This is a genomic window from Streptomyces sp. bgisy100 (assembly GCF_057709105.1).
In genome coordinates this window covers 289,222-315,778 of record NZ_JBYITE010000002.1, presented here as the reverse complement: position 1 = coordinate 315,778, position 26,557 = coordinate 289,222, and the positions used below count along the sequence as shown (strand labels likewise).

27 protein-coding genes are annotated in these 26,557 nt (G+C 70.9%); 17 read left to right on the top strand and 10 right to left on the bottom strand.

The window, feature by feature from the left end:
• The first annotated feature begins 104 nt into the window (after positions 1-104).
• The 10 genes from AC3EQ1_RS02950 to AC3EQ1_RS02905 all read left to right on the top strand — a co-directional run bounded on the left by AC3EQ1_RS02950 (position 105) and on the right by AC3EQ1_RS02905 (position 9,757).
• Positions 105-1,082 carry an FKBP-type peptidyl-prolyl cis-trans isomerase gene (locus AC3EQ1_RS02950; RefSeq protein WP_432092623.1) on the top strand — a complete coding sequence of 326 codons (978 nt, stop codon included), beginning with the start codon at positions 105-107 and terminating at the stop codon, positions 1,080-1,082.
• A gap of 58 nt (positions 1,083-1,140) precedes the next feature.
• A complete protein-coding gene (locus AC3EQ1_RS02945; protein ID WP_388848623.1) occupies positions 1,141-1,512 on the top strand; it encodes an FKBP-type peptidyl-prolyl cis-trans isomerase in 372 nt (123 codons plus the stop codon).
• 197 nt (positions 1,513-1,709) lie between these two features.
• Positions 1,710-2,663 carry a helix-turn-helix transcriptional regulator gene (locus AC3EQ1_RS02940; RefSeq protein ID WP_432092622.1) on the top strand — a complete coding sequence of 318 codons (954 nt, stop codon included), beginning with the start codon at positions 1,710-1,712 and terminating at the stop codon, positions 2,661-2,663.
• A gap of 27 nt (positions 2,664-2,690) precedes the next feature.
• The gene (locus tag AC3EQ1_RS02935) at positions 2,691-3,641 is read left to right on the top strand and encodes a helix-turn-helix transcriptional regulator (protein WP_351515103.1); all 951 of its coding nucleotides are present in this window, start codon (positions 2,691-2,693) and stop codon (positions 3,639-3,641) included.
• 14 nt (positions 3,642-3,655) lie between these two features.
• Positions 3,656-3,892 carry a hypothetical protein gene (locus AC3EQ1_RS02930; protein WP_432092621.1) on the top strand — a complete coding sequence of 79 codons (237 nt, stop codon included), beginning with the start codon at positions 3,656-3,658 and terminating at the stop codon, positions 3,890-3,892.
• A gap of 179 nt (positions 3,893-4,071) precedes the next feature.
• Positions 4,072-4,275, top strand: coding sequence for a hypothetical protein (locus tag AC3EQ1_RS02925; protein WP_432092620.1), 204 nt, complete (start codon positions 4,072-4,074; stop codon positions 4,273-4,275).
• A gap of 262 nt (positions 4,276-4,537) precedes the next feature.
• Positions 4,538-4,822, top strand: a complete 285-nt coding sequence (gene tatA, locus AC3EQ1_RS02920; RefSeq protein ID WP_432092619.1) for a Sec-independent protein translocase subunit TatA — start codon at positions 4,538-4,540, stop codon at positions 4,820-4,822.
• Positions 4,823-4,892: 70 nt separating this feature from the next.
• Complete coding sequence (tatC, locus tag AC3EQ1_RS02915; RefSeq protein ID WP_432092618.1) at positions 4,893-5,849, top strand: twin-arginine translocase subunit TatC; 957 nt, start codon at positions 4,893-4,895, stop codon at positions 5,847-5,849.
• A gap of 108 nt (positions 5,850-5,957) precedes the next feature.
• Complete coding sequence (locus AC3EQ1_RS02910) at positions 5,958-6,905, top strand: diacylglycerol kinase (protein ID WP_432092617.1); 948 nt, start codon at positions 5,958-5,960, stop codon at positions 6,903-6,905.
• 44 nt (positions 6,906-6,949) lie between these two features.
• Complete coding sequence (locus AC3EQ1_RS02905) at positions 6,950-9,757, top strand: DEAD/DEAH box helicase (RefSeq protein ID WP_432092616.1); 2,808 nt, start codon at positions 6,950-6,952, stop codon at positions 9,755-9,757.
• A gap of 140 nt (positions 9,758-9,897) precedes the next feature.
• Here the strand turns inward: AC3EQ1_RS02905 and AC3EQ1_RS02900 are convergent, their stop codons facing one another.
• Entirely contained in the window at positions 9,898-10,749 is an 852-nt protein-coding gene (locus AC3EQ1_RS02900; RefSeq protein ID WP_432092615.1) for a siderophore-interacting protein, read from the bottom strand.
• Between the two features lie 64 nt (positions 10,750-10,813).
• Positions 10,814-11,719: a 5'-3' exonuclease gene (locus AC3EQ1_RS02895; RefSeq protein ID WP_432092637.1), complete on the bottom strand. Its 906-nt coding sequence runs from the start codon at positions 11,717-11,719 to the stop codon at positions 10,814-10,816.
• A gap of 665 nt (positions 11,720-12,384) precedes the next feature.
• Here AC3EQ1_RS02895 and melC1 point away from each other — a divergent pair.
• The 3 genes from melC1 (at position 12,385) to AC3EQ1_RS02880 (ending at position 14,552) form a co-directional block, all read left to right on the top strand.
• A complete protein-coding gene (gene melC1 / locus AC3EQ1_RS02890) occupies positions 12,385-12,804 on the top strand; it encodes an apotyrosinase chaperone MelC1 (protein WP_432092614.1) in 420 nt (139 codons plus the stop codon).
• 49 nt (positions 12,805-12,853) lie between these two features.
• Complete coding sequence (melC2, locus tag AC3EQ1_RS02885) at positions 12,854-13,672, top strand: tyrosinase MelC2 (protein ID WP_432092613.1); 819 nt, start codon at positions 12,854-12,856, stop codon at positions 13,670-13,672.
• 118 nt (positions 13,673-13,790) lie between these two features.
• Positions 13,791-14,552: a helical backbone metal receptor gene (locus AC3EQ1_RS02880; RefSeq protein ID WP_432092612.1), complete on the top strand. Its 762-nt coding sequence runs from the start codon at positions 13,791-13,793 to the stop codon at positions 14,550-14,552.
• On the opposite strand, the gene AC3EQ1_RS02875 is transcribed toward AC3EQ1_RS02880, so the two are convergent.
• Positions 14,479-15,648 carry a TDT family transporter gene (locus tag AC3EQ1_RS02875; protein ID WP_432092611.1) on the bottom strand — a complete coding sequence of 390 codons (1,170 nt, stop codon included), beginning with the start codon at positions 15,646-15,648 and terminating at the stop codon, positions 14,479-14,481. The two genes, AC3EQ1_RS02880 and AC3EQ1_RS02875, sit on opposite strands and share 74 nt — an antisense overlap.
• Positions 15,649-15,719: 71 nt before the next feature.
• On the opposite strand from AC3EQ1_RS02875, the gene AC3EQ1_RS02870 reads away from it, so the two are divergent.
• On the top strand, positions 15,720-16,802 hold the full coding sequence (locus AC3EQ1_RS02870; RefSeq protein WP_432092610.1) for a LysR family transcriptional regulator: 1,083 nt from the start codon (positions 15,720-15,722) through the stop codon (positions 16,800-16,802).
• 104 nt (positions 16,803-16,906) lie between these two features.
• On the top strand, positions 16,907-18,079 hold the full coding sequence (locus tag AC3EQ1_RS02865; RefSeq protein ID WP_432092609.1) for a UDP-N-acetylglucosamine--N-acetylmuramyl-(pentapeptide) pyrophosphoryl-undecaprenol N-acetylglucosamine transferase: 1,173 nt from the start codon (positions 16,907-16,909) through the stop codon (positions 18,077-18,079).
• 305 nt (positions 18,080-18,384) lie between these two features.
• Here AC3EQ1_RS02865 and fabI read toward each other — a convergent pair whose 3' ends face one another.
• From fabI to AC3EQ1_RS02845, 4 genes are all read right to left on the bottom strand, one after another.
• Positions 18,385-19,161 carry an enoyl-ACP reductase FabI gene (gene fabI / locus AC3EQ1_RS02860; protein ID WP_432092608.1) on the bottom strand — a complete coding sequence of 259 codons (777 nt, stop codon included), beginning with the start codon at positions 19,159-19,161 and terminating at the stop codon, positions 18,385-18,387.
• Positions 19,158-19,937 (bottom strand): phosphopantetheine-binding protein, encoded by a 780-nt coding sequence (locus tag AC3EQ1_RS02855; protein WP_432092607.1) that lies wholly within the window; start codon positions 19,935-19,937, stop codon positions 19,158-19,160. Before AC3EQ1_RS02855 ends, fabI begins: the two co-directional genes overlap by 4 nt.
• Positions 19,934-21,124 carry a 4Fe-4S cluster-binding domain-containing protein gene (locus AC3EQ1_RS02850; RefSeq protein ID WP_432092606.1) on the bottom strand — a complete coding sequence of 397 codons (1,191 nt, stop codon included), beginning with the start codon at positions 21,122-21,124 and terminating at the stop codon, positions 19,934-19,936. Before AC3EQ1_RS02850 ends, AC3EQ1_RS02855 begins: the two co-directional genes overlap by 4 nt.
• A 286-nt stretch (positions 21,125-21,410) precedes the next feature.
• On the bottom strand, positions 21,411-21,812 hold the full coding sequence (locus tag AC3EQ1_RS02845) for an ATP-binding protein (RefSeq protein ID WP_432092605.1): 402 nt from the start codon (positions 21,810-21,812) through the stop codon (positions 21,411-21,413).
• A gap of 186 nt (positions 21,813-21,998) precedes the next feature.
• On the opposite strand from AC3EQ1_RS02845, the gene AC3EQ1_RS02840 reads away from it, so the two are divergent.
• The gene (locus tag AC3EQ1_RS02840; RefSeq protein ID WP_432092604.1) at positions 21,999-22,904 is read left to right on the top strand and encodes a DUF5753 domain-containing protein; all 906 of its coding nucleotides are present in this window, start codon (positions 21,999-22,001) and stop codon (positions 22,902-22,904) included.
• Positions 22,897-23,157 (top strand): DUF397 domain-containing protein, encoded by a 261-nt coding sequence (locus AC3EQ1_RS02835; RefSeq protein WP_432092603.1) that lies wholly within the window; start codon positions 22,897-22,899, stop codon positions 23,155-23,157. The genes AC3EQ1_RS02840 and AC3EQ1_RS02835 overlap by 8 nt, the downstream gene beginning before the upstream one ends.
• 155 nt (positions 23,158-23,312) lie before the next feature.
• Here AC3EQ1_RS02835 and AC3EQ1_RS02830 read toward each other — a convergent pair whose 3' ends face one another.
• From AC3EQ1_RS02830 to AC3EQ1_RS02820, 3 genes are all read right to left on the bottom strand, one after another.
• Positions 23,313-24,014: a gamma-glutamyl-gamma-aminobutyrate hydrolase family protein gene (locus AC3EQ1_RS02830; protein WP_432092602.1), complete on the bottom strand. Its 702-nt coding sequence runs from the start codon at positions 24,012-24,014 to the stop codon at positions 23,313-23,315.
• 32 nt (positions 24,015-24,046) lie between these two features.
• Positions 24,047-25,513, bottom strand: a complete 1,467-nt coding sequence (eat, locus tag AC3EQ1_RS02825; RefSeq protein ID WP_432092601.1) for an ethanolamine permease — start codon at positions 25,511-25,513, stop codon at positions 24,047-24,049.
• A 299-nt stretch (positions 25,514-25,812) separates the two neighbouring features.
• On the bottom strand, positions 25,813-26,556 hold the full coding sequence (locus AC3EQ1_RS02820) for a FadR/GntR family transcriptional regulator (RefSeq protein WP_432092600.1): 744 nt from the start codon (positions 26,554-26,556) through the stop codon (positions 25,813-25,815).
• Position 26,557 lies beyond the last annotated feature (1 nt).

Here is a 26,557-nt window from a genome sequence, read left to right as displayed (position 1 = left end):
GAGGGTCTCCGCCCCGCAGTCGTGTCACTCACCGCTGTCCGGCCGGGTGCAGGTCGTAGAGTGGCGGGCATTGCCCGCAGACCCCACTAGCCCGAGTTGGACTGATGAACCACACGAAGAAATTCCGCCGCGTCGCAGCGGCGCTCGCCGTGCCCGTCCTGCTGTTCACCGCCGCGTGCGGCTCCGACGACGGGTCGTCGGACTCCGGGGTCGTCAAGGTGGAGGGCAAGCCGGGGGAGAAGCCCGAGATCTCCGCGCCCAAGGACGCGAAGGCGTCCGACAAGGCCGTTGTGGAGACGGTCAAGGAGGGTGACGGTCCCGAGGTGAAGAAGGGCGACTTCGTCCGCCTGGACTTCGCCGGGGAGACCATGAAGGGCGGGCAGGACCTCGGCAACACCTGGGCCAGGCGCCCGGGCACGGACCCGAAGGGCCCGCGGACCCAGGTGGTCCAGGAGGTCGGCCAGCCGAGCCAGACGCTGCCGGCGAAGGTGGTGGACTCGCTGGTCGGCCAGAAGGTCGGCAGCCGCTTCAAGGTGGAGGGCACCGCCAAGGCGCTCATCGGCGAGCAGCTGAACCCGCAGGCGGGCATCAAGCCCAGCGACGGCCTGGTCTGGGTCATCGACATCGCCGCGGCCAAGAAGGTCAACAAGAAGGCCGAGGTCAAGGGCGAGCAGGCGAAGCCGGAGGAGGGGATGCCCACGGTGAAGGCCGAGTCGCAGAAGCCCGCCGACATCACCATCCCGAAGGGCGTGAAGCCCCCGAAGGAGCTCAAGGAGCAGGTCCTGATCAAGGGCAAGGGGCCCAAGATCAAGGCCGGTGACGGTCTCGTCGTCCAGTACACGGGTGTGAAGTGGGAGGACGGCAAGCTGTTCGACTCCTCCTGGAAGCACGGCGGTGCCACCGCCTTCCAGATCGGCACCGGATCGGTCGTCCAGGGCTGGGACAAGGGCCTCGTCGGCAAGAACGTCGGCGACCGGGTGCTGCTCGTCGTCCCGCCGAAGGAGGGCTACGGCGGTCAGCCGGGGAACCAGCTCGCGAAGAACACCCTGGTCTTCTCGGTGGACATCGTCGACACCGTCTGATCACCGGTCTGCGAGACTGGACCCGATTCCGACAGGATCCATTCACAGGAGCACAGCAGTGAGCATCGACAAGCCCGAGATCGACTTCCCGGGCGGCGAGCCCCCGGCCGACCTCGAGATCAAGGACATCTGGGAGGGTGACGGCCCGGTCGCCAAGGCCGGCGACACCGTCGCCGTCCACTACGTGGGTGTGGCCTTCAGCACCGGCGAGGAGTTCGACGCGAGCTGGAACCGCGGTACCCCGCTGCGCTTCCAGCTGGGTGTCGGCCAGGTCATCACCGGCTGGGACCAGGGCGTGCAGGGCATGAAGGTCGGCGGCCGTCGCCAGCTGACCATCCCGGCGCACCTCGCCTACGGCGACCGGGGTGCCGGTGGCCGGATCAAGCCGGGCGAGACGCTGATCTTCGTCTGCGACCTCGTCTCGGTCTGAGACGCGGGTACGGCACGCCGGTACGAGGCGTACCGACCGGGCCCGCGCACGCGCGGGTCCCACGGGCTCTTCCGCCCGGTCCGGCCAGGGGTGAACACCCGCTGACCGGGCCGGCCCGGAAGGGCCCCTTCGCTTTTGCCGGGAGTCCCCGGACCGGTACGGTCATCGGTGCGGAAGAACAACGAGAGAGGGCGTCGATGGCCATTGCCAAGGCGGAGCGGCTGATGAATCTGGCGCTGTGCCTGCTCGGGACCAGACGGCCCCTCAGCAAGCGGGAGCTGCGGGCCTCGATCGAGGCGTACATCGACGCGGGCAGCGACGATGCCTTCAACCGGATGTTCGAGCGGGACAAGGACGATCTGCGCGAGCTCGGCCTCGTGATCGAGACCGTCGACGGCCTGGAGGGCGACACCGGCTACCTGGCCCGCCGCGACAGCAACCGCCTGCCGCCCGTCGCGCTCGACGCCGAGGAGGCCGCCGCCCTCGGGCTCGCGGCCAAGGTCTGGCAGCAGGCCCGGCTCGCCGGGGCCGCCAGCGGTGCCCTGCAGAAGCTGCGCGCCGCCGGGATGCCGCTCGCCGGGGACCCGTACGAGAGCCACAGCGCGCTGGAGCCGCGGATCCCGGCGCACGAGAGCGCCTTCGAACCGCTGATGCTCGCCTGCCGCGACCGGCGCACCGTCGTCTTCGAGTACCGCAAGGCGAGCGCCGCCCGCCCCGAGACCCGGCACGTCGAGCCGTGGACCCTCGAGTGCTGGCGCGGCCACTGGTACCTCGCCGGCTGGGACCGCGACCGGCAGGCCGAGCGGGTCTTCCGGATCTCCCGGATCACCGGCCGGGTGCGGTCCCGGGCCGCGGCGTTCACCGCCGAGGTGCCCGACCACGTCACCGTCCGCGAGACGGTGGAGAGCTGGGCGGGGGAGACGGCGACCGGGACCGCCCGGATCCGGCTGCGCGCCGGGGCCGGCTACCCGCTGCGCGCCCGCGCCCTGTCCACCACCGCCGGGGACGACGGCTGGGACGAGCTGGAGATCCCCTATGGACACGGACTCGACGCCTGGCTGGTGGAGTTCGGACCGGACGTGACCGTCCTGGAACCCGCGGAACTGCGGGCCGATGTCGTGGACCGGCTGCGCGCCGTGGCCAAGGGCTGAGAGACGAGAAGGACGCAACGGACCACCATGGCTACCAACGCGATCGACCAGACCCGCCGGATGCTCTCCCTGGTCACCTACCTCCGTGAGCGGCCCGGCGCCCGCGTGGGCGACGTCGCCCGTGCCTTCGGCATCACCGAGGACGAGCTCATCGCCGACCTCGACGTGCTGCCGATGTGCGGCACCAGCTTCCGCGGCGGCGACCTCCTCGACATCGACACCGACGGCGACCGCATCTGGTGGCACAACCCCGACGACGTCGCCGCCCCGCTGCGGCTCGCCGCCGACGAGGCCACCGCCCTGCTGGTCGCCGCCCGGGCGGTCGCCACGCTCCCCGGGCTCCGCGAGGGCGACCGGCAGGCCCTGCTGCGCGCCACCGCCAAGCTGGAGACGGCGGCCGGCGAGGCGGCGGGCGCCAGTTCCCGGCTCTCGGTCATCTTCGAGTCCGAGGGCGGCGTCTTCGCCGAGGTCGACCGGGCCATCTCCGAGCGCCGGAGGCTGTGGCTGCGGTACTACTCGCCCGCCCGTGACGAGCTCACCGACCGCGAGGTCGACCCGATCCGGCTGTTCGCCGTCGGCCACACCTACGTCGAGGCCTGGTGCCGGCTCTCCGAGGCCCGGCGCACCTTCCGGCTCGACCGGGTGGCCGAGATCCGGCTGCTGGACGAGGCCTCCGACCCGCCGCCGGTCGAGCTGCGCGACCTGTCCGAAGGCCTGGTCCAGCCCTCCGCCGACGATCCCGAGGTCGTCGTCGAGGTCGGCCCCGCCGGACGCTGGGTCGCCGAGTACTACCCGCACGACAGCGCCGAGGAGCTGCCCGACGGCGGTCTGCGGATCACGCTGCGCACGCCCGACCCCGCCTCGTTGCGCCGCCTCGCGCTGCGGCTGGGCGGCGACGGCCGCATCGTCTCGCCGGAGGACCTCGCGGAGAGCGCACAGCGGGCCGCGCGGGAGGCCCTCGCGGCCTACGGCGAGTGAAGGGACGGGCGGACGTGGTTCCCGCAGGGCACGGCGCGGTGGTCTTCAAGGCGGCCTGCCCCGACTGCCGGGGCCGGTTCGAGCTGGCCTCGGACGCCTTCCGGCTGGCCATCGGGGCCAGCCGGCGCACCACGTTCTACTCCTTCACCTGTCCCGACTGCCAGGCCACCGTCCGCAGGCCGGCGGGGGAGCGGATCGTGGAGCTGCTCACCGGCGGCGGCGTGCGGACCCTCCGCCTCCACTCCACCTGACGCCTCCACTCCACCTGACGCCGCCACTCCAGCCGACCCCGGCCACTCCACCTGACGCCGGTCACTCCCTTTGACCCCGGCCACTCCATTGACTGCAGCCACTCCACCGCAGCCACTCCGCTTGACCCCGGCCGACGCCTGCGCCCCGTGCGCCTCAGCGGCTCCACTAGGCTCACCCCATGCTCTGGCCCATGATCGCTGTCGCCCTCGCCTTCTGCGGAACCGCCGTCCTCGGTGTGCTCGCGATCCGGGTCGGTCTCGAAGTGCGGCGGCTGGCACGGCAGGTGGCGGACAGTTCGGAACGGATCTCCCGGGCCGCCGAGGACCTCGAACGCGCCGCCGTCCCGCTCGCCGCGCAGACGCGGACGCGGACCGGCGACTGAGGCCCGGCCGCGGCGCGCCGGGCGCGCCGCCCACTGCAGGGGGAGGCCTGATGCGGCCTCCGGTTTCCCCGGCCCGGGACGGTACGCTGCAAGGCAGCGGTCCCAGAAGCGAGGCGTGGGCCGCTACCGGGAGTACGCAGAGGGATTGCCCGGCGTTCACCCCTGCGCGTTACGATCGCTGCCGGTGCGCGGTCGGACACCTGTCCGGCCGCCCCGCTCGGCCAGCCCCACCCATGCCGCCTCGGTGAGAAGGTAGTCACACATGATCGGCAATCTGAAGCCCCTCGAGATCGTCCTGATCATCGCTGTCATTTTTCTGCTCTTCGGCGCCAAGAAGCTTCCTGACATGGCCCGTTCGCTCGGCAAGTCGGCTCGCATCCTGAAGAGCGAGGCGAAGGCGATGAAGAAGGACGACGAAGGCCAGGCGGGCACCGCTCCTGCCGACGAGAACGCACAGCAGTCCGCCCAGCGCACCATTCAGGCTTCTCCCGGTGATGTGACGAGCTCGCGTCCGGTGACCGAGCCGAACCGGACCCCGCAGAGCTGACCCCGGCTGCCCCAGCCCTGAGGACCGGCCGCCGCGGAAGCAGGCGGCCGCACGAGACGAGGAACGTGGGTTGCTGAAGTCTGCCCGCAAGCAGGAGAAGGACCCCGAGGGGCGGATGCCGCTCGCCGAGCACCTGCGCGAGCTGCGGAACCGCCTGGTGAAATCGGTCCTGGCGGTCGTCGCCGTCACGGTCGTCGCCGCCTTCTACTACGAGGCGATCGTGGATTTCCTCACAGCGCCGATCCGGGAGTCGGTCGGCTGCAGTGGGAGCATCCAGAAGGCCGCTCAGCAGGGCGGCAACTGCGCCCAGCTGACCATCGACGGGCTGCTCGGCCCGTTCACCATCATGATCAAGGTCGCGCTGATGACCGGCGTGGTCGTGGCCTGCCCGGTGTGGCTGTACCAGACCTGGGCGTTCCTGGCCCCCGGCCTGCACCGCAGCGAGAAGAAGTACGCCCGCAGCTTCGTGGGCGCGGGCATGCCGCTCTTCCTCGGGGGCGCGTACGTCGCCTATCTGATCCTGCCGACCAGCGCCGCCGCGCTCATCGGGCTGACCCCGGACGGCCTCGGCATCAACAACCTCGTCAAGCTCGACGACTACCTGGACATCGTCACCCGGCTGGTCGTCGTCTTCGGCCTCGCCTTCGAGCTGCCGCTGCTGCTGGTCCTGCTGAACTTCGGCGGTGTGATCTCCGGACGCCGGATGCTCAGCTGGTGGCGCTGGATGATCATGGGGATCACCGTCTTCTCGGCCATCGCCACCCCGACCGGTGACCCGATGACGATGCTGGCCCTGGCCGCGCCGATCGTGCTGCTCTACTACGGCGCCGTGGGCATCGCGCTGCTCAACGACCGCCGCCGGATCCGCTCGAACCCGGACGCCGGGCTGGACGACGACGAGGCCTCGGCCCTCGACCACGTCCCCGATGCGGTGGGCGGCATCGAGCCGGTCTCCGCGTCCCCGATGCTCCCCGGGCAGGCGTCCGGTGACGACGCCCGCCACGCGGGCTACGACGACGCCACCTGACCGCACCGGACGACGCCGCGGACGCGGCGTCGCACGCGAGGAGGGCAGCCGGGAACCGGTTGCCCTCCACCCCTTTCTGCGGGGGCTCCCGGCCAGTAGGGTCCCCCCGTGACCAGCGAGATCACTCTCTTCGTCAACCCCACCGCGGGCCGCGGGCGGGGTGCGCGGGCCCTCGGGCCCGCGGCCGGAGCGCTGCGGGCGGCCGGGTACTCCGTACGGACCGTCCTCGGCTCCGACGCCGCCGACGGCCTCGCCCGGGCGCGCGAGGCGGTGGCCGGCGGGACCGGCGCCCTGATAGCCGTCGGCGGCGACGGCATGGTCTCCCTGGCGCTCCAGGCCGTCGCCGGGACGGACACCCCGCTCGGGGTCGTCGCCGTCGGCACCGGCAACGACTTCGCCCGCGCCGCGGGCCTGCCGTTGCGGGACCCGGCCGCCGCGGGTGCCCTGGCCGCCCGGGCGCTCAAGGAGGACGGGATCCGCTCGCTCGACCTGGGCCGGGCGGGGGACCGCTGGTTCGGGACGGTGCTCGCTTCGGGCTTCGACTCCCGGGTCAACGACCGCGGCAACCGGATGCGCTGGCCCCGCGGGCGCTTCCGGTACGACGCGGCCATGCTCGCCGAACTCGCGGCGCTGCGCCCGATCCCGTACCGCATCCGGCTCGACGACGGCCCGGAGCAGCGGATCGAGGCGACGCTGGTCGCGGTCGGCAACGGCCCCTCCTACGGCGGCGGCATGCGGATCTGCGCCGACGCCCGGCTCGACGACGGGCTCTTCGACGTCACCGTGGTCGGCGGGTGCAGCCGCACCGAGCTGCTGAAGGTCTTCCCCCGGGTGTACCGGGGGACCCATCTGACCCACCCGGCCGTCACCGTGCACCGCGTCGCCCGGGTGACGCTGGAGGCGGACGGGGTCACCGGCTACGCCGACGGGGAGCCGCTCGGGCCGCTGCCGCTGACCGCCCGGGTGGTGCCGGGAGCCGTCCGGCTGCTGTCCCCGCCGGGGCATCCGTCCGGCCGGATACCCGCGCAGGGCGGCGGCCGTCCGTCGGCGCAATAAAGATCGCGTGACTGTCCGAGGCGGCCGGTAGGCTCGTAGACACGATGACCGACGACATCTCCCCTGCTGAGCGATACGCCGCCGCCCGCATCCGGGCCGCCGAGCAGACCACCGCGCTCGCCCCGTTCCGTGAAATGTACGACTTCGAGCTGGACCCGTTCCAGATCGAGGCCTGTCAGGCCCTCGAGGCCGGGAAGGGCGTGCTGGTCGCCGCCCCCACCGGCTCCGGAAAGACCATCGTCGGCGAATTCGCCGTTCACCTGGCCCTCACCCGGGGCCGCAAGTGCTTCTACACCACGCCGATCAAGGCTCTCTCGAACCAGAAGTACAACGACCTCGTCAAGCGCTACGGCCCGGACAAGGTCGGGCTGCTGACCGGCGACAACAGCGTCAACTCCGATGCCCCGGTGATCGTGATGACCACCGAGGTGCTGCGCAACATGCTCTACGCCGGCTCCACGGCGCTGAACGGCCTGGGATACGTGGTCATGGACGAGGTGCACTACCTCTCCGACCGCTTCCGCGGCGCCGTCTGGGAGGAGGTCATCATCCACCTCCCCGAGTCGGTGACCCTCGTCTCGCTCTCGGCCACGGTCTCCAACGCCGAGGAGTTCGGTGACTGGCTCGACACCGTTCGTGGCGACACCGAGGTGATCGTCTCCGAGCACCGGCCCGTCCCGCTCTGGCAGCACGTGCTCGCCGGCCGGCGGATGTACGACCTCTTCGAGGAGAAGGACGGCGGCCGGCTCGAGGTCAACCCGGACCTGGTCCGGCTGGCCCGGATGGAGAACAGCCGGACGTACAACCCGCGCGACCGCCGTCGCGGCAAGATGGTGCGCGAGGCCGACCGGGAGCGGGAGCGCCGCCAGCGCAACCGTATCTGGACGCCCAGCCGCGCCGAGGTCATCGACCGGCTCGACGCCGAAGGGCTGCTGCCCGCCATCACGTTCATCTTCAGCCGGGCGGGCTGCGAGGCCGCCGTGCAGCAGTGCCTGCACGCGGGCCTCCGGCTGAACGAGGAGGGCGCGCGCGCCGAGGTGCGGGCCCTCGTCGAGGAGCGCACCGCCGGGATCCCCGACGAAGACCTGCACGTCCTGGGGTACTTCGAGTGGCTGGAGGGCCTGGAGCGGGGCATCGCCGCGCACCACGCCGGGATGCTGCCCACCTTCAAGGAGATCGTCGAGGAGCTCTTCGTCCGCGGGCTGGTCAAGGCGGTCTTCGCCACCGAGACGCTGGCCCTGGGCATCAACATGCCCGCCCGCTCGGTGGTGTTGGAGAAGCTGGTCAAGTGGAACGGCGAGCAGCACGCCGACATCACCCCCGGCGAGTACACCCAGCTCACCGGCCGGGCCGGGCGCCGGGGCATCGACGTCGAGGGCCATGCCGTGGTGCTGTGGCAGCGCGCGATGGATCCGGCGGCGCTCGCCGGTCTCGCCGGTACCCGCACCTATCCGCTGCGCTCCTCCTTCAAGCCGTCGTACAACATGGCGGTCAACCTGGTCCACCAGTTCGGGCGGCACCGCTCCCGCGAGCTGCTGGAGACGTCCTTCGCGCAGTTCCAGGCCGACCGCTCGGTGGTCGGCATCTCCCGGCAGGTGCAGAAGAACGAGGAGGGGCTGGAGGGCTACCGCGCCTCCATGGAGTGCCACCTCGGCGACTTCGACGCCTACGCGGCGCTGCGGCGCCAGTTGAAGGACCGGGAGAACGAACTCGCCAAGCAGGGCGCGGCGCAGCGGCGCGCGGCGGCGGCCGTGGCGCTGGAGAAGCTGAAGCCGGGGGACATCATCCATGTCCCGACGGGCAAGTTCGCGGGGCTGGCGGTGGTGCTCGACCCGGGGCTGCCGGCCGGCCGGGCCAACGGACACCGCGGCTTCGACCACCACGACGGCCCGCGGCCGCTCGTCCTCACCGCCGAACGGCAGGTCAAACGGCTGGCGGGGATGGACTTCCCGGTGCCGGTCGAGCCGCTGGAGCGGATGCGGATCCCGAAGTCCTTCAACCCGCGCAGCCCCCAGTCCCGTCGCGACCTCGCCTCGACGCTGCGCACCAAGGCCGGTCACATCGCCCCCGAGCGGCACCGCAAGGAGCGCTCCGCGGCGGCCGACGACCGCGAGATCGCCCGGCTGCGCACGGAGATCCGGGCGCATCCCTGCCACGGCTGCGCCGACCGGGAGGACCACGCCCGCTGGGCCGAGCGGCACCAGCGGCTGCAGCGTGACACCCGCCAGCTGGAGCGGCGCATCGAGGGCCGGACGAACACCATCGCCCGCACCTTCGACCGGGTCTACGCCCTGCTGTCCGACCTCGGCTACCTCCACGGCGACGAGGTCACCGAGCACGGGCGGCGACTGGCCCGGCTCTACGGCGAGCTGGACCTGCTGGCGTCCGAGTGCCTGCGCGAGGGCGTCTGGGACGCCCTGAAGCCCGAGGAACTGGCGGCGTGCGCCTCTGCGTTGGTCTACGAGGCGCGGTCGGCGGACGACGCGCTGCCGCCCAAGCTCCCCACCGGTGAAGCCAAGGATGCCCTCGGCCGGATGATCCGCATCTGGGGCCGGCTGGACGCCAAGGAGGAGGAGCACCGCATCAACCAGGCGGAGGGCGTCGGCCAGCGTGAGCCCGACCTGGGCTTCGCGTGGACGGCGTACCGCTGGGCGTCCGGGCACGGTCTGGACGAGGTGCTGCGCGACGCGGAGATGCCCGCCGGTGACTTCGTGCGCTGGAACAAGCAGGTCATCGATGTGCTCGGGCAGATCGCCGAGGCGGCACCGGACGGCAGTCCGGTCCGCAGGACCGCCCGCCGTGCGGTCGACGGGCTGCTGCGGGGCGTGGTGGCGTACTCCTCGGTGGGCTGACCCCTCGGGGGCGGCCTCGCGGTGAACCGGCCCCGGCCCCGGCTCCTGGGCCCGGGGCCGGGGCCGGCGCCCGGCATGCGAACGGCTCCACGCCGACCGCCCTGGGGCAGTGGTGTGGAGCCGTCGAGGTCCCGCGGGGGCTACGCGGTGGGGGCGGGCGCTTCCTGTTCCGCCTCCACCTGCTGGTTCCACTCCCGCTTGGAGGCCTGCCAGCCGTCCTCGTTGTGTCCGAGCCGCCAGTACCCGGAGATCGAGAGCCGCTCGCGCGGTACCTCCCGGTCGATCCGCAGGTAGCGGCGGAGCTCCTTGACGAAGCCCGCCTCGCCGTGGACGAACGCCTGGACCTCACCCGCGGGGAACGGCAGCTCCCGGACCGCGGCGACCAGTGCCTCGCCGGGCGGCGCGGCGCCGCGGAACAGCCAGACGATCTCCGCGCCCGCCGGAACCGTCAGCTCCTGCTGCTCCTGCGGGCCGGCCACCTCCAGGAAGGCGTGCACGGTGCTGCCGTCGGGGATGCGCTCCAGGGCCGCGGCGATCGCGGGCAGCGCGCTCTCGTCCCCCGCGAGCAGGTGCCAGCCCGCGGCCGGGTCCGGTGCGTAGGCGCCGCCCGGCCCCAGGAACCGGATCTCCTCGCCGGGCTTCACCGCCGCCGCCCAGGGGCCGGCGATGCCTTCGTCGCCGTGGACGACGAAGTCGACGGTCAGCTCCCGTGCGGCGGCGTCCCAGCGGCGCACCGTGTAGGTGCGGGTCGTCGGCCACTGGTCGCGCGGCATGTCCCGGCGGATCGCCTCCATGTCGAAGGGCTCCGGGTACGCCACCCCCTCCAGCGGGAACAGCAGCTTGACGTAGTGGTCGGTGTACTCGCCCGTTCCGAACCCGGACAGGCCGTCACCACCCAGCACCACACGGACCATGTGCGGGGTGAGCTGTTCGGTCCGCACCACCTCTGCCCGGTGGACTTCGGGCTTCTTGCGTGCCGGACGGTCTGCCACGGGGGCCTCCCCTGCCTCACTGCGACTTGTTAGGTATACCTAACCTAACAGGTCCCGTGGCGGTTCAGGTGCCCAGCGTGGCCAGCAGGCGCTGCAGCGACCCGCCGAGTCCCCACCGTTCGGCGAGCGCGTCGAGGGCGGCCGGGTCCCGGGGCGCTCGCGGCAGCTCGGGGGTGAAGCCGGGCAGCGGTACGTCCGAGGCCACCCGGACGACCTTCGGTGCGACCGCGATGTAGTCCCGCGCCTCGTGGAGCCGCTTGCGCTGGGAGGGGGTGAGCTTCGCGGCCGGATTGCCGACCGCGGCCATGATCCCGTCCAGGTCGCCGTGGTCGGAGAGGAGCTTGGCGGCGGTCTTCTCGCCGATGCCGGGGACGCCCGGCAGGCCGTCGCTGGGGTCTCCGCGGAGCAGCGCCAGATCGGCGTACCCGCGGCCGTCCACGCCGTACTTGCCCCGCAGCCAGGCCTCGTCGACGGTCTGGTGGGTGCCCACGCCCTTCACCGGATACAGCACGCGCACCCCGCGGGCGTCGTCGACCAGCTGGAAGAGGTCGCGGTCCCCGGTGACGATGTCCACCGGTCCGGTGGCCCGGCCGGTGAGGGTGCCGATCACGTCGTCCGCCTCGTAGCCGGCCACGCCGGCCCGGGCGATGCCCAGGGCGTCCAGGACGGCCTCGATGACGGGGACCTGCGGGGAGAGGGTGTCGGGGACCTCCTCCACGTCGGAGCCCTCGGGGATCTCCTCCGCGACCCGGTGGGCCTTGTAGGTGGGGATCAGCTCGACCCGCCAGTGCGGCCGCCAGTCGGCGTCCATGCAGGCGACCAGGTCGTCGGGGCGGTGGTCCTGGACGAGGCGGGCGATGAAGTCCAGCAGTCCGCGGACGGCGTTGACCGGGGTGCCGTCCGGAGCTCTGACCGAATCGGGCACCCCGAAGTAGGCGCGGAAGTAGAGGGAGGCGGTGTCGAGGAGCATCAGGCGTCGGGTCACCTGCGTGATGATGCCGCATCCACGCCACGGATTCATGGGGCGAACTGCGCAATACCGGATGCAGTGCGTGCGGTTGTCGCCGTGCCGGCCGGACGGGTCCGTCCTTGCCGGGCGAGGTTGGCCGGGATCCCCGTGGCGGCCTGCCCCCGCGGTCGCGGAACGGCGGCCTGCGCCCGCGCCCGCGGTCGCGGAACGACGGCATCCTGCCTGCTCGGTCCTGTCGGAACGGGCGTGCGGGCCGCTCATTTCGGGAGCGCGCGTGGACGGTTCCGTCGATGCTGTTGCACATCGCGGGTAGCGAAAAGATCACGGACCGTACGATTCCGTCGAGTTCGCGCCGTGAGAGATGTCATGGTTAGGCGATCAAAACGGGAGAATCTTTGCCTCCATCCCGCTTCGGGCGCGGAATATTTCGCTCCAGCTGGCAGCTTGGCGGCGGCCCGCACAAGATCGCCGCCGTTGAATTCTGCACTGCTGTAGCAAACTTGTCTTGTTCATGCCCAAAATCTGTCGGCGTTCTCTGTTGATCCGTCAGCCCCCTGTCAGCATGTGCCGTCCGACGGAGCGGATCATCCGCCCCGCGGAAACGGAGCAGTGACTTCTGCGGTACCGCCGCAGAGGCATCTGGACAGCTACAGAGGGGTTTGACCATGTCGCATCCCACCCGACGTCATGTGCTGCGCGGCAGCGCGGTTGCCCTGGCCGGAGCCGCCCTGGCCGCGCCCGCCGCCATCGCCGCGACACGGAGCGATGCCGCCGCGCCGCACCACGGCCACGCGGAGGCCGGGACACCGGAGATACCCGAGGCCTTCGACGAGGTCTACGAGGGCCGCCACATCGAGGGCTGGCCGGCTCCACAGGACGGGGGGCACGGGGGACACGGTGGCCACGAGGGCATGGACTTCGTGGTGCGCATCGACGACAAGGACCTGCACGTGATGCGGAACGTGGACACCACCTGGATCAGCGTCGTCAACCACTACGAGACGCACCCGACCCCCCGTTCCGTGGCACGAGCCGCCGTCCGTGAGCTGAACGGTTCGAGGCTCGTCCCGGTCGTGACCGGCTGACCGGACCCTTTCCGGACCCGTCCCGACCACTCACGCAGGAGACCTCGTCATGGCAGATCGCAAGAACCAGGCGGACCTCACCGCCACAGAGAAGCGCAACTTCGTCGACGCGGTGCTGGAACTCAAGCGCTCCGGCCGCTACGACGAGTTCATCAGCACCCACAACGCCTTCATCATCGGTGACACCGACAACGGTGAGCGGACGGGCCACCGGTCGCCCTCGTTCCTCCCCTGGCACCGCAAATTCCTGCTCCAGTTCGAGCAGGCGCTGCAGTCCGTCAACTCCTCGGTCATGCTGCCCTACTGGGACTGGACCGTGGACCGCACCTCGCGCAGCTCCCTGTGGGCGGACGACTTCCTCGGCGGCGACGGCCGCAGCGGGGACGGCCGGGTCACCTCCGGCCCGTTCGCCTTCGGCGGCGGCAACTGGCCCATGAACATACGCGTCGACGGACGGACGTTCCTGCGCCGCTCCCTCGGCGCCGGGGTCCGGGAGCTGCCGACCCGGGCCGAGGTCGACCGGGTGCTCGCCATGAACACCTACGACGCCGCGCCCTGGAACAGCGGCTCGGACGGCTTCCGGAACGCCGTCGAGGGCTGGCGCGGGCCGAACCTGCACAACCGGGTGCACGTCTGGATCGGCGGCCAGATGACCACCGGCGCCTCGCCGAACGACCCCGTCTTCTGGCTGCACCACTGTTTCATCGACAAGCTCTGGGCCGACTGGCAGAAGCTGCACCCGAACACCGGCTACGTGCCCACCACCCGGACCACCAACGTCGTCTCCCTGCGCGACACGATGAAGCCGTGGAACGACGTCACGCCGGCGGACATGCTCGACCACACGAAGTTCTACACCTACAAGTAGGGCCTCGCGTTCACCGGTAGGGCCCCTCGTCCGGATCTCAGGGACCGGCCCCGGCCCGCTCCGTGATCCGGTCCGAACGGAACCGGACGGACCGCCGGGGCTCTGGGAGACTGCCGCCATGGGCTCCCGTGCACACCTGAGGACCGGACACGGCGCCCCGGCGCGCGTGGTGTCGCTCGTCCCCTCGCTGACCGAGGCCGTGGCGGCCACCGCGCCGGGGCTGCTGGCCGGTGCCACCGACTGGTGCAGCCACCCGGCGGGCCTGGACGTCGTACGGGTCCGGGGCACCAAGAACCCGGACGTGCCCGCGATCGTCGCCCTCGCGCCCGATCTGGTCATCGCCAACGAGGAGGAGAACCGCGAGCCCGACCTCGCGGCGCTCCGCTCGGCCGGGCTGGAGGTGCTGGTCACCGAGGTGCGGACGCTGGACCAGGCGTTCAGCGAGCTGGACCGGGTCCTCGTCGGCGGCTGCGGACTGACCCGGCCGGACTGGCTCGACGCGGCCGAGGTCGCCTGGCGGGAGCTGCCCGCTCCCGCCGCCCCGCGGAGCGCGGTCGTGCCGGTCTGGCGGCGGCCCTGGATGGTGCTGGGCCGGGACACCTTCGCGGGCGATCTGCTGGCCCGGCTGGGGGTGCGCAACGCTTACGCCGGGCACGCGGAGCGCTATCCGCGGATCCCGCTCGACGCGCTCAACTCCGGTGGCGCGGAGCTCGTCGTGCTGCCCGACGAGCCGTACCGCTTCACCGCCGACGACGGCCCCGAGGCCTTCCCCGGGCTGCCCTCCGCGCTGGTCAGCGGCCGTCATCTCACGTGGTACGGACCTTCGTTGACCCAGGCGCCTGCTGTGCTCGGGGCGGCGCTGCGAGCAGCCGGCCGCTGAACAGTCCGCGCAGGGTGCGGACCCCGGTCACCAGCCAGGCCGCGACCAGCAGTACGTACAGCCCCACCGCCGCGGCGCCGTACACCGCGAGACCGGTGTGCCGGGCCAGAGCCTGGGCGCCGGTGACACAGGTGCCGACCGGGAAGGTGAAGGCCCACCAGGTCATCGCGAACGGCATGCCGCGCCGGGCCGCCCGCACCACCATCGCCCCGGCCAGGGCGAGCCACAGCAGCGCGAACCCCAGCACCGGCACGCCGTACAGCACCGACAGCGCGCCCAGCGCCTGGGCGTACGGGGCCCGCACCGCACCGGGCGCGGCGTCCCCGAGCTGTCCGACCGCCGTCACCGACTGGCCCAGCGGCCCCAGGACGAGGAGCAGCGCCGGGGTGGCGGCGAGCGGCAGCGGACCGTGGTGGACCAGCCGCCCGAAGACCAGCGGCAGCACGATCAGGGTGGCGAGCAGGCTGATACCGAAGAGCGCGTAGCAGCCCAGCAGCAGCGTCTCCCGCCACTGGCCCGCGGGCACGTGCGGGACGAGCAACGGCCCGACGGCCGCCGACACCATCGGCGGGACCAGCGGCAGCAGCCACACGGGCGAGGCGGATCCCGGTTCGATCCGGTGCCGGGTCACCATCAGATACGGGATCACGACCGCCGTCACCAGCCCGGCAGCCGTGCCCACGGTGAACAGCACGAGGTCCGCGGCGACCGCCGCGCCGTCCCCGATGACGTCCCGCCCCACGACGAGCGTGGCGGCCCCGACCGCGAGCAGCGCCATCGGCGGGCAGCCCTGGAAGGGCGCGACGGCCGGATCGCGGAGGTCGGCACGGGCCCGGTCCGGATGGCGTGCCCAGTGCAGGGCGCGCGCCGCGAGCAGCACCGCCAGCATGACCGCGGACAGCGCCCAGACACCGACGAGGACCGCCCGGAAGCCGGGCAGCCGGAGCGGGAGGGCGGCTCCGGCCGTGGCGACGATCGCGGTGCCCATCACCGCGGCGTACCAGTTGGGGCCGAGGTGACGGAGCGAGACCCGCGCCCGGGGCTCGGGGCGGGACGCGGGCAGGGGAGGGGCGGGCGGTTGTACAACGCTGGACATGCCGCCCAGGCTGCCGGGGCGCGCGTGCCCCCACCAGGGACCCCGTTCTTATGAGGGCATAACCTGGCTTTATGAGCGGAGAGCGGGACGACGCGGCCGGGACCGGTGCGGGAAGCGGTGCCGGTGCCGGGGCGGGAAGGGGCGCCAGCGCCGGGGACGGGGCCGGTTTCGGGGGCGGTGCCGGGGACGGCGGACGGGCGTCGATACCCCTGGCGAACCGCGTCCCCGACCTGGGCGCGCTGGAACTGCTGCTGGCCGTCGCCCGGCTCGGCAGCCTGGGGCGGGCGGCCCGCGAGCTCGGTATCTCCCAGCCCGCCGCGAGCAGCCGGATCCGTTCCCTGGAGCGGCAGTTGGGGGTCGGCCTGGTGGAACGTTCACCGCGCGGCTCCCGGCTCACCGGCACCGGGGCCCTGGTCACCGACTGGGCCCGGCGGATCGTGGACGCGGCCGAGGCGTTCGACGCGGGGGCGCAGGCGCTGCGCGGCCGCCGGGACTCCCGGCTGCGGGTCGCCGCCAGCATGACCATCGCGGAGTATCTGCTGCCGGGGTGGCTGATCGCGTTCCGCGTCAGTCATCCCGGCACCGCGGTCTCCCTGCACGCCGGGAACTCCGCGGTCGTCGCCGAGCGGCTGCTCGACGGCGAGGCCGACCTCGGCTTCGTCGAGGGGCTGGCCGCGCCGCCGGGCCTCGACGGCACCGTCATCGGCCACGACCGGCTGGTCCTGGTCACCGCACCGGGGCACCGCTGGGCGCGCCGCCGGGCCCCCCTGAGCCCGGACGAGCTGGCCGGCACTCCCTTGGTCCTCCGCGAGCGCGGCTCCGGAACCCGGCAGGTGCTCGACGCCGCGCTCGCCGGCCACGGCGGCCCGGCCGTACCGCTGCTGGAACTGTCCTCCACCACGGCCGTCAAGGCGGCGGTGCTCAGCGACGCCGGACCGTCCGTGCTCAGCGAACTCGCGGTGGGGGAGGAGCTGACCGCCCGGCGCCTGGTGGAGATCCCGGTGGCGGGCGTCCGGTTGGACCGCGAGCTGCGCGCGGTGTGGCCGGCCGGCCACCGCCCCGCCGGGCCGGCCCGCGACCTGCTGTCGTTGACGGGGGGTACGGGCGGGCTCGCGCGGCCAGGACGCACGGTCTCGCATACTTCGTCGCGGTGAGTTCGCGATCGCTGGTCATGAACTTCGGGAGCTTCATGCCGAGCCCTCCGCGGCCTTGGGCGGAAGTGGATCGCCTGGTTCGCGCCAGCCAGTAGGGTGCGCGGGTGAGCGCTTCTCATCGCCCCCGCCCCTTCCGTCTGATCGTCACGGGAGGAGGTACGGGCGGTCATACGTACCCTGCCGCGACCGCGGTCCGCACGTTCCGGGCTCGCTTGGCTGAGGCCGGCGAAACGCTCGACGTGCTCTGGAGCGGCACGCCCGACGGCCTTGAGGCTCGGGTGGCGCCGGCTGAGGGGATCGAGTTCGCGACGGTGGCCACGGGAAAGGTCCGCCGTTCAAGCAACCTGCTCAAGATGGCGTCACCGGCCAACCTTCGTGACATGGCCCGGGTGCCGCTCGGAGTGGCGCAGGCTCGCAAAATCGTGTCCGACTTCCGTCCGGACGTCGTCCTGGCGACGGGCGGGTACGTCGCAGTCCCGGCCGGCCTCGCCGCGCGCATGTGCCGCCGCCCGCTCGTGCTCCACGAGCAGACCGTCCGCTTGGGCCTCGCGAACCGCAAGCTCGCCGGTTCGGCAACACGCATCGCGGTGTCCTCCGAGTCGACGTTGCCGCTCCTGCCGGACGCTGTGCGCAAGACTGCTGTTGTCACTGGCAACCCGGTACGGCCCGAGCTGCTGGCGGGGCATCCGCGGAAAGCATTCGAGTCGCTGGGGTTGGAGGGCTTCGATCGGCACCTTCCGACGATCTACGTCACCGGCGGCGCTCAGGGCGCGCAGCAGATCAACAACGTCGTCAGAGAATCCCTGCCGTGGCTCCTGGAGCGCGCCAACATTGTGCACCAGTGCGGGCCGACGAACGTCGACGCCTTGCGGGCGAGCGCCGCGGAGCTTCCGCCCGGGCTCACGACCCGCTACTACCTGACGGGTTTCGTCGGTCCGGAGCTGCCCGATGTCCTGGCGCTCGCCGATGTCGTGGTCTCCCGCAGCGGCGCCGGCACCCTCGCAGAGCTGACCGCCCTCGGTAAGCCGGCCGTGTTCGTACCGCTCGCCTCCTCGGCGGGAGGCGAACAAGCCCACAACGCCCACCACCTCGCGGACGCTGGCGCCGCCGTCGCGCTCGTCGGCGACGTCACCGCAGGTCGGCTGCAAACCGCCCTCGGACCGCTCCTGACCGACCCAGCGCGACGCGCGGCGATGGCTGAAGCGGCCCGAGCGCATGGGCGGCCCGACGCGGCGGACAAGCTCGTGGACGTGCTCCTGACCGCCGCATCCGGCTGACCGCCGTCCGCTCTACGGGAGGTGCCGCGGCCGGCGCTTCGGGCGCTGACCGCCGACCCTGCTGTAGGCCCCGGCCCATGTGCCCGGGGTACGGGAGTTCGTGGCCAGTACGGACGCGACCCCGCACCTGTATCGAAGATGACCTCGGCGAAATGGACATGGTCCTCGCCACCCTCCAGCCGTCCGCGAACGCCTCGACCCAAAACAGGTATGAGAACGGGCCCACGACTTGTCGCCGTCACTCGTGCGGGGATGGCGAAGCCCCCGGCAGAACTCAAGGAGTCCGCCGGGGGCCCAGCCGAGGCTCAGGCGCCTAGCGCCGAGAACCCGCCGTCCACGTGGAGAACCTGTCCCGTGATCGCCCGTGCGTCCTCACTGAGGAGGAAGGCGACCGCATCGGCCACGGGCGATGCGTCGGCGGTGTCCCAGCCGAGCGGTGCGCGCTCGGGCCAGGCTTCGGCGAGCGACTCGAACCCCGGGATGCTCTTGCCGGCCATGGTCGTGATGGGGCCCGAGTCAACAGCGTTGACGCGGATTCCCATGGGGCCGAGATCCCGGGCCAGGTAGCGGTTGGTCGCCTCCAGCGCCGCCTTGGTCGGGCCCATCCAGTCGTAGACCGGCCAGGCCACGGTGGCGTTGAAGGTGAGGCTGACCACGGAGGCGCGCTCAGCCTTCTCCAGCAGAGGCAGCACGTGCGCGGTCAGGCTCTTGAGGCTGAAGGCGGAGACGTGCATCGCCATGGAGACGGACTCGAACGGCGTGTTCATGAAGTTGCCGCCGAGGGCGTCGCTCGGAGCGAACGCGACCGCGTGCACCACGCCGTCCAGGCTGTCCCAGTGCTCGCCGACGCCCTTGGCGAGAGCGGCCAGGTCGTCATCCTCCGTGATATCGGCGCTGAGGCATGCGATGGGCGGCTTGGGCAGTCGGCCGACGATGCGGCCCATGATGCTGCTCGGACGGCCCGGAGCATTCGCCACAATGACGTCGCCGCCGCGTTCCTGCACCGATTTCGCGATCTGGAAGCCCATCGAGTTCTCGGTGAGGACACCGAAGACCAAGATCTTCTTACCTGTGAGAGTCATGCCCCGTCCTTGAGTCGTCGCGTCCACACCGCGCAGATACCGTCCTGGTACTGGCCGTAGAAGTTGTGCAGGGTGGTTTGCATTCCCCAGCTCTGAAGAGTCTCCTCGTCCAGATCCGACAAATGGGTGGGGTCCTGAGTAAAGACGTCCACGACTTTTTTGTTGGGTGTCGTGAGGACGAACCCCTCACCAGCCCATTCCTTGAGCCGCTTGATCAGCGTACGAGGGTCCTCCAGGTGCTCGACGACCTCCAGAGCCGCATACCAGTCGAATGGACGCGGCGGAGCCCAGGTCCCGAGATCGAAGCTGCCGTCCACCCACACGTCCGCCGGCACGTACCGGCCACGGAACCCGAATTCCGCGCGCAGGTAGTAGTCCAGCTCGGTGTAGCCTGCGCCGATGTCGATCAGGAGGTGCTCGTCGGTCAGGCCGTGCCGCCGCAGGCGGTCGCTGGCAGCCCTGAACCGGCTGGCCCGCTCGTGGTGAAGGCTCACGTGGCCGCGAAGGTAGTCCTCCGCCATGGCGATGCGGCTGGCCGGTGACGCCGCAGCGGCTTGGACGACCGCATCCTCAAGGTCGGCGACCGTCCTGACCCGCGCCGTCACCTCGTCCCGGATGATCACGTGACACCGATCCTGGAGCCTCGTGATGATTTCCTGGAGCGCCAAGCTGTCGATCTCCAGCTCGGTGAGCAGGACGGCGCTCTGGTTCTTGCACTGCTCGGCCGGCTTCTCCGACACCAGAGCCAGCGTCTCCGTGACAATGTGCCCGATCACTGGCTGGCCTCCTGCTGCCGGAAGAGGGACGACACCGGGATGGTCGGCAGGTTCGGCAAGCCGATCCGCTCACCAGTCAGACCCTCCACCTTGTCGATGAGGAGGGCACACGAGCCGCAGAAGCTGCCGCACGTCATCTGATCTGTTGTCTCCTTGGGCACGATGGAGTCGACGCCTGCCAGGCCGCCGCCGTCGCGGATGGTGCGCACGTACTGCGTTGCGTTCACCCGGTCGAGGATGGTGCGGAAGTTTTCCTCTAACAGATTCCCGAACCGCAGCTTTTCAGGGACGTTGAAGGCCGCGCATGAGTACAGATCGCCGCTGACTTTCATGAGCGCGTGCGGGAGGACGTACGTCCCGACCGTGGGGGCGAAGCAGTCGTAACAGCTCGCCATCCACCGCGTCACGCTCGTGCTCCCCGGCCGGTGGATCGGCGCCTGGCTCTTCAGCCGATCGTTCTCCAGGTAGACCCGCATGGTGCTGTGGACCCGGTCGTGCGGGAATTGCCCGTACATCTTCTGGTACACATCGAGGAGCTTGAACAACTGCTGGTGTTCTCGCAGCGACGGGTCGTCCAGGCTGGACACGGCGATATTCAGCTCGCGGTCGGTGAACTGGGTGACCGTGTAGTAGATGATCCGTGCGACGCGCTCCAGCGGCGTCGTCTGCTCGCCGACCGAAAGCATGAGCACCGGGACGAAGATCCGGTTGTCGAGCAGGCCGGCGCTCACCAGCTGGTCGAACCGCCTGGCGGTGGTCTCTTCGCCGCCCCAGATTCCGTTGGTCGTGAGCTTTCCAAGGTCGACCGTGCCGCGCGCTCGGCGGATGACATGCAGCAGAGCGTCCATCGCCGTGAAGGGTTCCCCGCCGGTCACGGCGTACGAAGGTAGGCCGACGTCCTCGAATTCAGCCACTAAGCTGTCGAGCTGGGCCGTCGTCAGCGTGGTGCCCTCGCTCAATGGCTTGGCACCCATGCCGCACGAGCTGCACGTGTCGTTGCAGCCGTCGGTGATCTCGAATTCGACGCGCAGCGGATTGTAGGGAAGGGCGACCGGGAGAGCGACGGCCTCCCAGCCCGCGCGGATCATCTCGAAGCAGTTGGGCACCTTCACCGCGTACTTCCCGGTGTAGGGAACGACCGCACGGCCGCTCCCCTCAACGTAGGTGTACTGGCCTTCTTTGATCATGAGATACCACCTCGGATTTCTGTAGGACGTTGCGCCAACACGTTGTTGGCGCGGGCGAACGCCTCCTGCGGCCGGAGTCACGGCCAGTGGACGGCGTGAGGACATAACGTGGGGGAGGAGCCTGACGAGAGGTACGGCGGGGGGAGGAATGTCAGCCGGTCGCACCCTGTCCATCGGTGAATAGCCCGTCGGTGGGGCTTATCGCGGGTCCTGCATCACCGTGCTCGGGGCGCGGCGCCTCTGCAGGGGACCATGACCGGGCTCCAGTCGAGATCGTCGGGAAAGGTCACGCCCACCGCTTCGGCGGGAAGCGCACGCATTTTCCGCCACGGGGCGTGTCCTTGATGACCTGATAGCCCGGGGCGAGCAGCTCTAGCAGCTCAAGACCCCGGCCTCCTTCCGACGTCAATTCGTGTTCCCGGTGACGGGGTAGCAGTGGTGATGCGTCCCAGACCTCGATCCACAGATCCGGCGCAACGGTCACGGTGTACGTGGCGCCCGCGCCGTGCAGGACGGCGTTGGCGGCAACCTCGCTGATCAGTAGTGCACATGCGTCTAACAGCTCTTCGGGAGCGCCGAAGTTCACATAGATCCGTCTAGTCCAACTACGCGCCTTTGGGACGGTGTTGGCCTTGCGGTCGAACGTTCTCGCCGCAGCGATCCGGCCCTGCATGCGCCTTGTTGTCATGCGACAGCCTCCAGTACGGCTGTGGCCAGCCGCGCAGCACGGTCACACACCGCGACGAGGTCCATCCGGTGCGTAGTGACGAGTGTGGTGCGTACGCAACTGCGTACGCAACCCAACTCCGGCAATTACCCCCGGAAGTGCCGTGATTCGAGGTGTCCGCGCTACTCTGCCCGTGACGGAAGCAACGTGGTGCAGAGAGAGGAAGCTGTGGGCGTGAACCTGGCGGCTGCGGCTGCTCGCACCCGCTTCGGCAAGGCTCTACAGGCGGCTCGGGAGGCAACGGCCGTTACCGGCAAGAAGATCCAGCAGATCGATGTTGCTCGGGCGCTCAAGCACAAGTCGTACAACCGCTACTCCCGGATGGAGCGCGGATTGACGTGGCCGACGGACGTTGAGTGGCCGGTCATCTGCAAGACCTTGCGCATGGACGCGGTCACGAAGGCCACGCTGACAGCTATGCGCAGCGAGGGCATGGCGATCACCGATGCCTGGTGGGATGCCTTCCGCGGAGTTGTGTCCGACTCGCTGATCAAGTTCGTGGCGCATGAGGATGCTGCGAACAAGATGACGACGTTGGCCGGCAACGTGCTCCCGGGTCTGCTTCAGACGCCCAGGTACGCACAGTCGCAGGTGCTCCCCTTCAGTGGCACGGTGATGACGATGGACAACGCGGGCCGCTCCGCGTCGATGCGATCACAACGCCGGAAGATCTTCGAGAAGGAGCCTGCTCCCCAGGTCGAAGCCATCTTCTCTGAAGGAGCCCTGCACCAGATGGTGGGCGGAGGCGACGTGATGCTCGAACAACTCGACGCCTTGGTCGAGGACGGTCGTTCGGGTCGTGTGCAGTTCCGGATCATCCCCTTCACGGCGCCTACGACCCTGACCTACATGTTCACTCTGCTGGAGTTCGCGGGCGAAGGCGAGAGTCCCGTCGTCGCCTTCGACCAGGTGACGGGGATGGACTTCAAGGACAAGCCTGGGGAGATCCGCGAGGTTCGCGCTTCGGTGGATTCCTTGCGCAACGTGGCGTTGGACGAGGTTCTTTCGGTGGAGCTAATCATGAGGACGCGAAAAGAGATCGCACGTGACTGACGAGAACGAGATCAAGATCAAGACCCTCAAGGCCCTTCTGGCCGCCGACCTGTCCGAGGTCGAGTGGACCAAGTCGGAGTTCTCTGGAGGAAGCCCCAACGACTGCTTGGAAGTCACCCAGGTCGAGGGGCTGGGGTGGGTGCTGCGGCATTCCATCTTGAAGGAGCACCTGATTCCGCTCACTGACTCCGAGTACGTCGCCTACATCAAGGGCGTGGACGCCCGACAGCCCGGCCTGACACCGGACATCTGATCCGGAACACTCAGATCGACGAAGGCCCGCTACCCCGTTCAGGTCGGGGAGGGCGGGCCTTCGTGATGCCGGCCTACGGGCCGAGGCAGACGCCGGGTTGGACAGCGACGGACGCGATCGGGTCGATGGTGCTGGACAGGGGACTTCCGGGTTGGCTACCGCGCCGCCGCCACCAGCGCCTCCATCACCCGGAGGTCCTCCCCGGCCTCCGGGTGCCACTGGACCGCGAGGACGAAGCCGTCGGCGTCCGGCAGTTCGACCGCCTCCGGCGTGCCGTCCTCCGCGTAGCCGCAGGCGATCAGGCCGCGGCCGAGGCGGTCGACCGACTGGTGGTGATACGTGGGCACGGCGACCGTCTCCGGCAGCACCCGGTCCAGCAGCGTTCCCGGGACCGGCTTCACGTCGTGCCGGGCGAAGACGCCCGGTTCCGTGCAGTGGCCGTCGTGCCCGACCTCTTCGGGGAGGTGCTGCACCAGGGTGCCGCCGAGTGCGACATTGAGCAGCTGCATGCCGCGGCAGATGCCGAGCAGCGGCTTGCCGGCGGCCAGCGCCGCCTCGATGAGCGCGAGTTCCCAGGCGTCCCGTTCCCGGGCGGGGGGCCCGGTGCGGGGGTGCGGCTGCGCCCCGTACCGGGCCGGTTCGACGTCCGGGCCGCCGGAGATGACCACCCCGTCCAGCCGTGCGACGGTGGCCTCGGCCTCCGCCGGGTCGTCCGGCGGCAGCATCGCGGCGAGGCCGCCCGCCCGCTGGACGAGCCGGTGGTAACCGGCCGGCAGCAGGGCCGCGGGCAGGTGCCAGACACCCCAGCGCACCGAGGAGTCCAGGTAGGTCGAGATGCCGATGAGCGGCTTGGGCACGGGATTTCCTCCGGTGAGCTGCGTTCGGGCGGTCAGTCGCGTTCGAGTTCGGCCTCGGCGGCCGCCAGCGCGGCGAACTCCTCCTCGGGGGCGGAGGCCACCAGACGGTGCCGGGAGTAGAAGGCGAAGTAGGCCAGGGCGACGACATAGACGCCCAGCGCGATGAACGCCGCCTCCTTGTCCACCAGGAAGGTGGCCACCAGGGCCGAGCATGCCAGCAGAAGCGCCACGGAGGACGTCACGATCCCGCCGGGCGTCCGGTAGGGACGCGGCAGTTCGGGCTCCCGGCGCCGCAGCACGATGTGCGACAGCGACATCAGGGCGTAGGAGATGGTCGCGCCGAAGACCGCCACGTTGAGCATCCGCGCGCCGTCGCCGGTGGCCGCCGCCAGTGCGAAGCCGATGGCGCCGGGGACCAGCAGACCCATGTAGGGGGCCTTGCGGCGGCTGGTCAGGGAGAGGAAGCGCGGCAGGTAGCCGGCCCGCGAGAGGGCGAACAGCTGGCGCGACCCGGCGTAGATGAGGGAGAAGAAGGAGGCGACGAGCCCGGCCAGACCGGCGTAGTTCACGAAGCGGCTCAGCAGGGTCGGCTTGCCGTCCCCTTCCAGTGCCGCCACCAGCGGATTCCCCGCGTCCTGCACGGCTGCCGAGCCGTGGGCCCCGGTGGCCGCGAGGAAGGTGACCAGGGCGAGCAGCAGCAGGATGGCGATGGAGATCGACATGGCCTTGGGCAGCGAACGGGCCGGGTCCTTGGTCTCCTCGGCGGCCAGCGGCACGCCCTCCACACCCAGGAAGAACCACATCCCGAACGGGAACGCCGCCCAGATGCCCAGCACCCCGAACGGCAGCCAGGAGCTGGAGCCGAAGGCGCTGTGGTCGACGGCGATGTCGTTGAGCCCGCTCGCGTCGAACTCCGTGAACGCCCCGACCGCGAAGATCAGCAGGGCGGTGACCGCGATGCCGGTCACGATGAAGCTGAACCGCAGCGCCTCGCCCACACCCCAGAGGTGGATGCCGATGAAGATGGCGAAGCAGGCGAGGTAGACGGGCCAGCCGGATTCCAGGCCGAACAGCTTCAGCGACTCGACGTAGTCCCCGATGAAGATCGAGATCGCGGCGGGTGCCAGGACGTACTCGATGAGGATGGCGGTGCCGGTGAGGAAGCCGCCCCAGGTGCCCAGCGCACGCCGGGCGAAGCCGTATCCGCCGCCCGCCGTCGGCAGCACCGCCGCCAGTTCGGCGAGGGCGAAGACCATACAGGTGTACATCAGCCCCATGAGGACGGCGGCGATGGCGAGACCGCCGAACCCGCCCTCCGCGAGGCCGAAGTTCCAGCCGGAGAAATCGCCGGATACGACGTACGCGACGCCGAGTCCGGTGAGCAGCAGCCAGCCGGCGCTGCCTCTGCGCAGGGTGCGCTTCTCCAGATAGGCGTCTTCGGGGGAGGTTCCGCCGCTTTCGGCGGGGGGTGCGATGGGGGCGCCGGTGCCGTCGGCCATGAGCCGCTCCTGACCTGAGGGGTCAATGGTGTGGGGCCATACCTTTGTCCCCCGGTGCACCCGAACGCAAGGGTCTTGCGTTAATCCGAGGTTACGAAAACGCCTCGGACGTGCGAACCGGCACCGCTGCGAACCGGTTCCGCGGAGCCCCGTGGCCGGAACCGCGCCGCCCGGTGGGTCCTGCGTGCGGCGGTGCGTGTCCCGCGCGGCCGACCGTATACCGGGGCGGCCGGGGCGGCCCATTCCGTTCGGGCGGGCCCGGCCGGCCTCGCGGTGCGCGGTCGCGTGAGGTCCCGCGCTCAGGACAGGAAGCCCCGCAGCAGCGCCGCCGTCCCCCCGCAGTGCTCCCGCATGACCTCGCGCGCCGCGTCGGCGTCGCCCTCCAGTACCGCCTCGACCAGCGCGCTGTGCTGCTGCTGGGAGTGCTCCAGGTTGCGGACCAGCAGCGGAATGCAGTCCAGCAGATCGTTGACGGTCGCCCGTACGGCAGCGTACTGGGCTGCGAGCGAGGGGGAGCCGCACAGTTCCGCCAGCGTCAGATGCAGCATCGTGTCCTGCCGCCGGTAGTCCGCCAGCGGGGCCTCGTGCGTCGCGGCCAGGGCGCCGCGCAGCCGCTCCGCCTGCTCCTCGGACAGTCCGTGGGCCGCGCAGAGGCCCGCCGCCCCCACCTCCAGCACCTCGCGGAACCGCAGGATGTCCTCCACGTCCACTTTCTCGATGCGTCGCCGCAGCTCATCGCCGGAATTGCTGTGGCCGGGGTCGGGCCGGTACCGGACGAACGTCCCGCCGTAGCGGCCGCGCCGGCTCTCCACCAGGCCCTGGTCGGTCAGCACCTTCAGCACCTCGCGCAGCGTCACCCGGCTCACGCCCAGCCGCTCCGCCAGCTCCCGCTCGGCCGGGAGCCGCTCGCCCTGCGGCACCAGTCCGAGCCGGACCACCTGGAGTATCTGCTCCAGCGTCTCTTCGAAGCCGTTCCCCGCCCGGACCGGCCGCAGCACGGGTGCGAGTCGGTCCGCGTCGGCGGAGTCCTGGAAGTCGCCCATC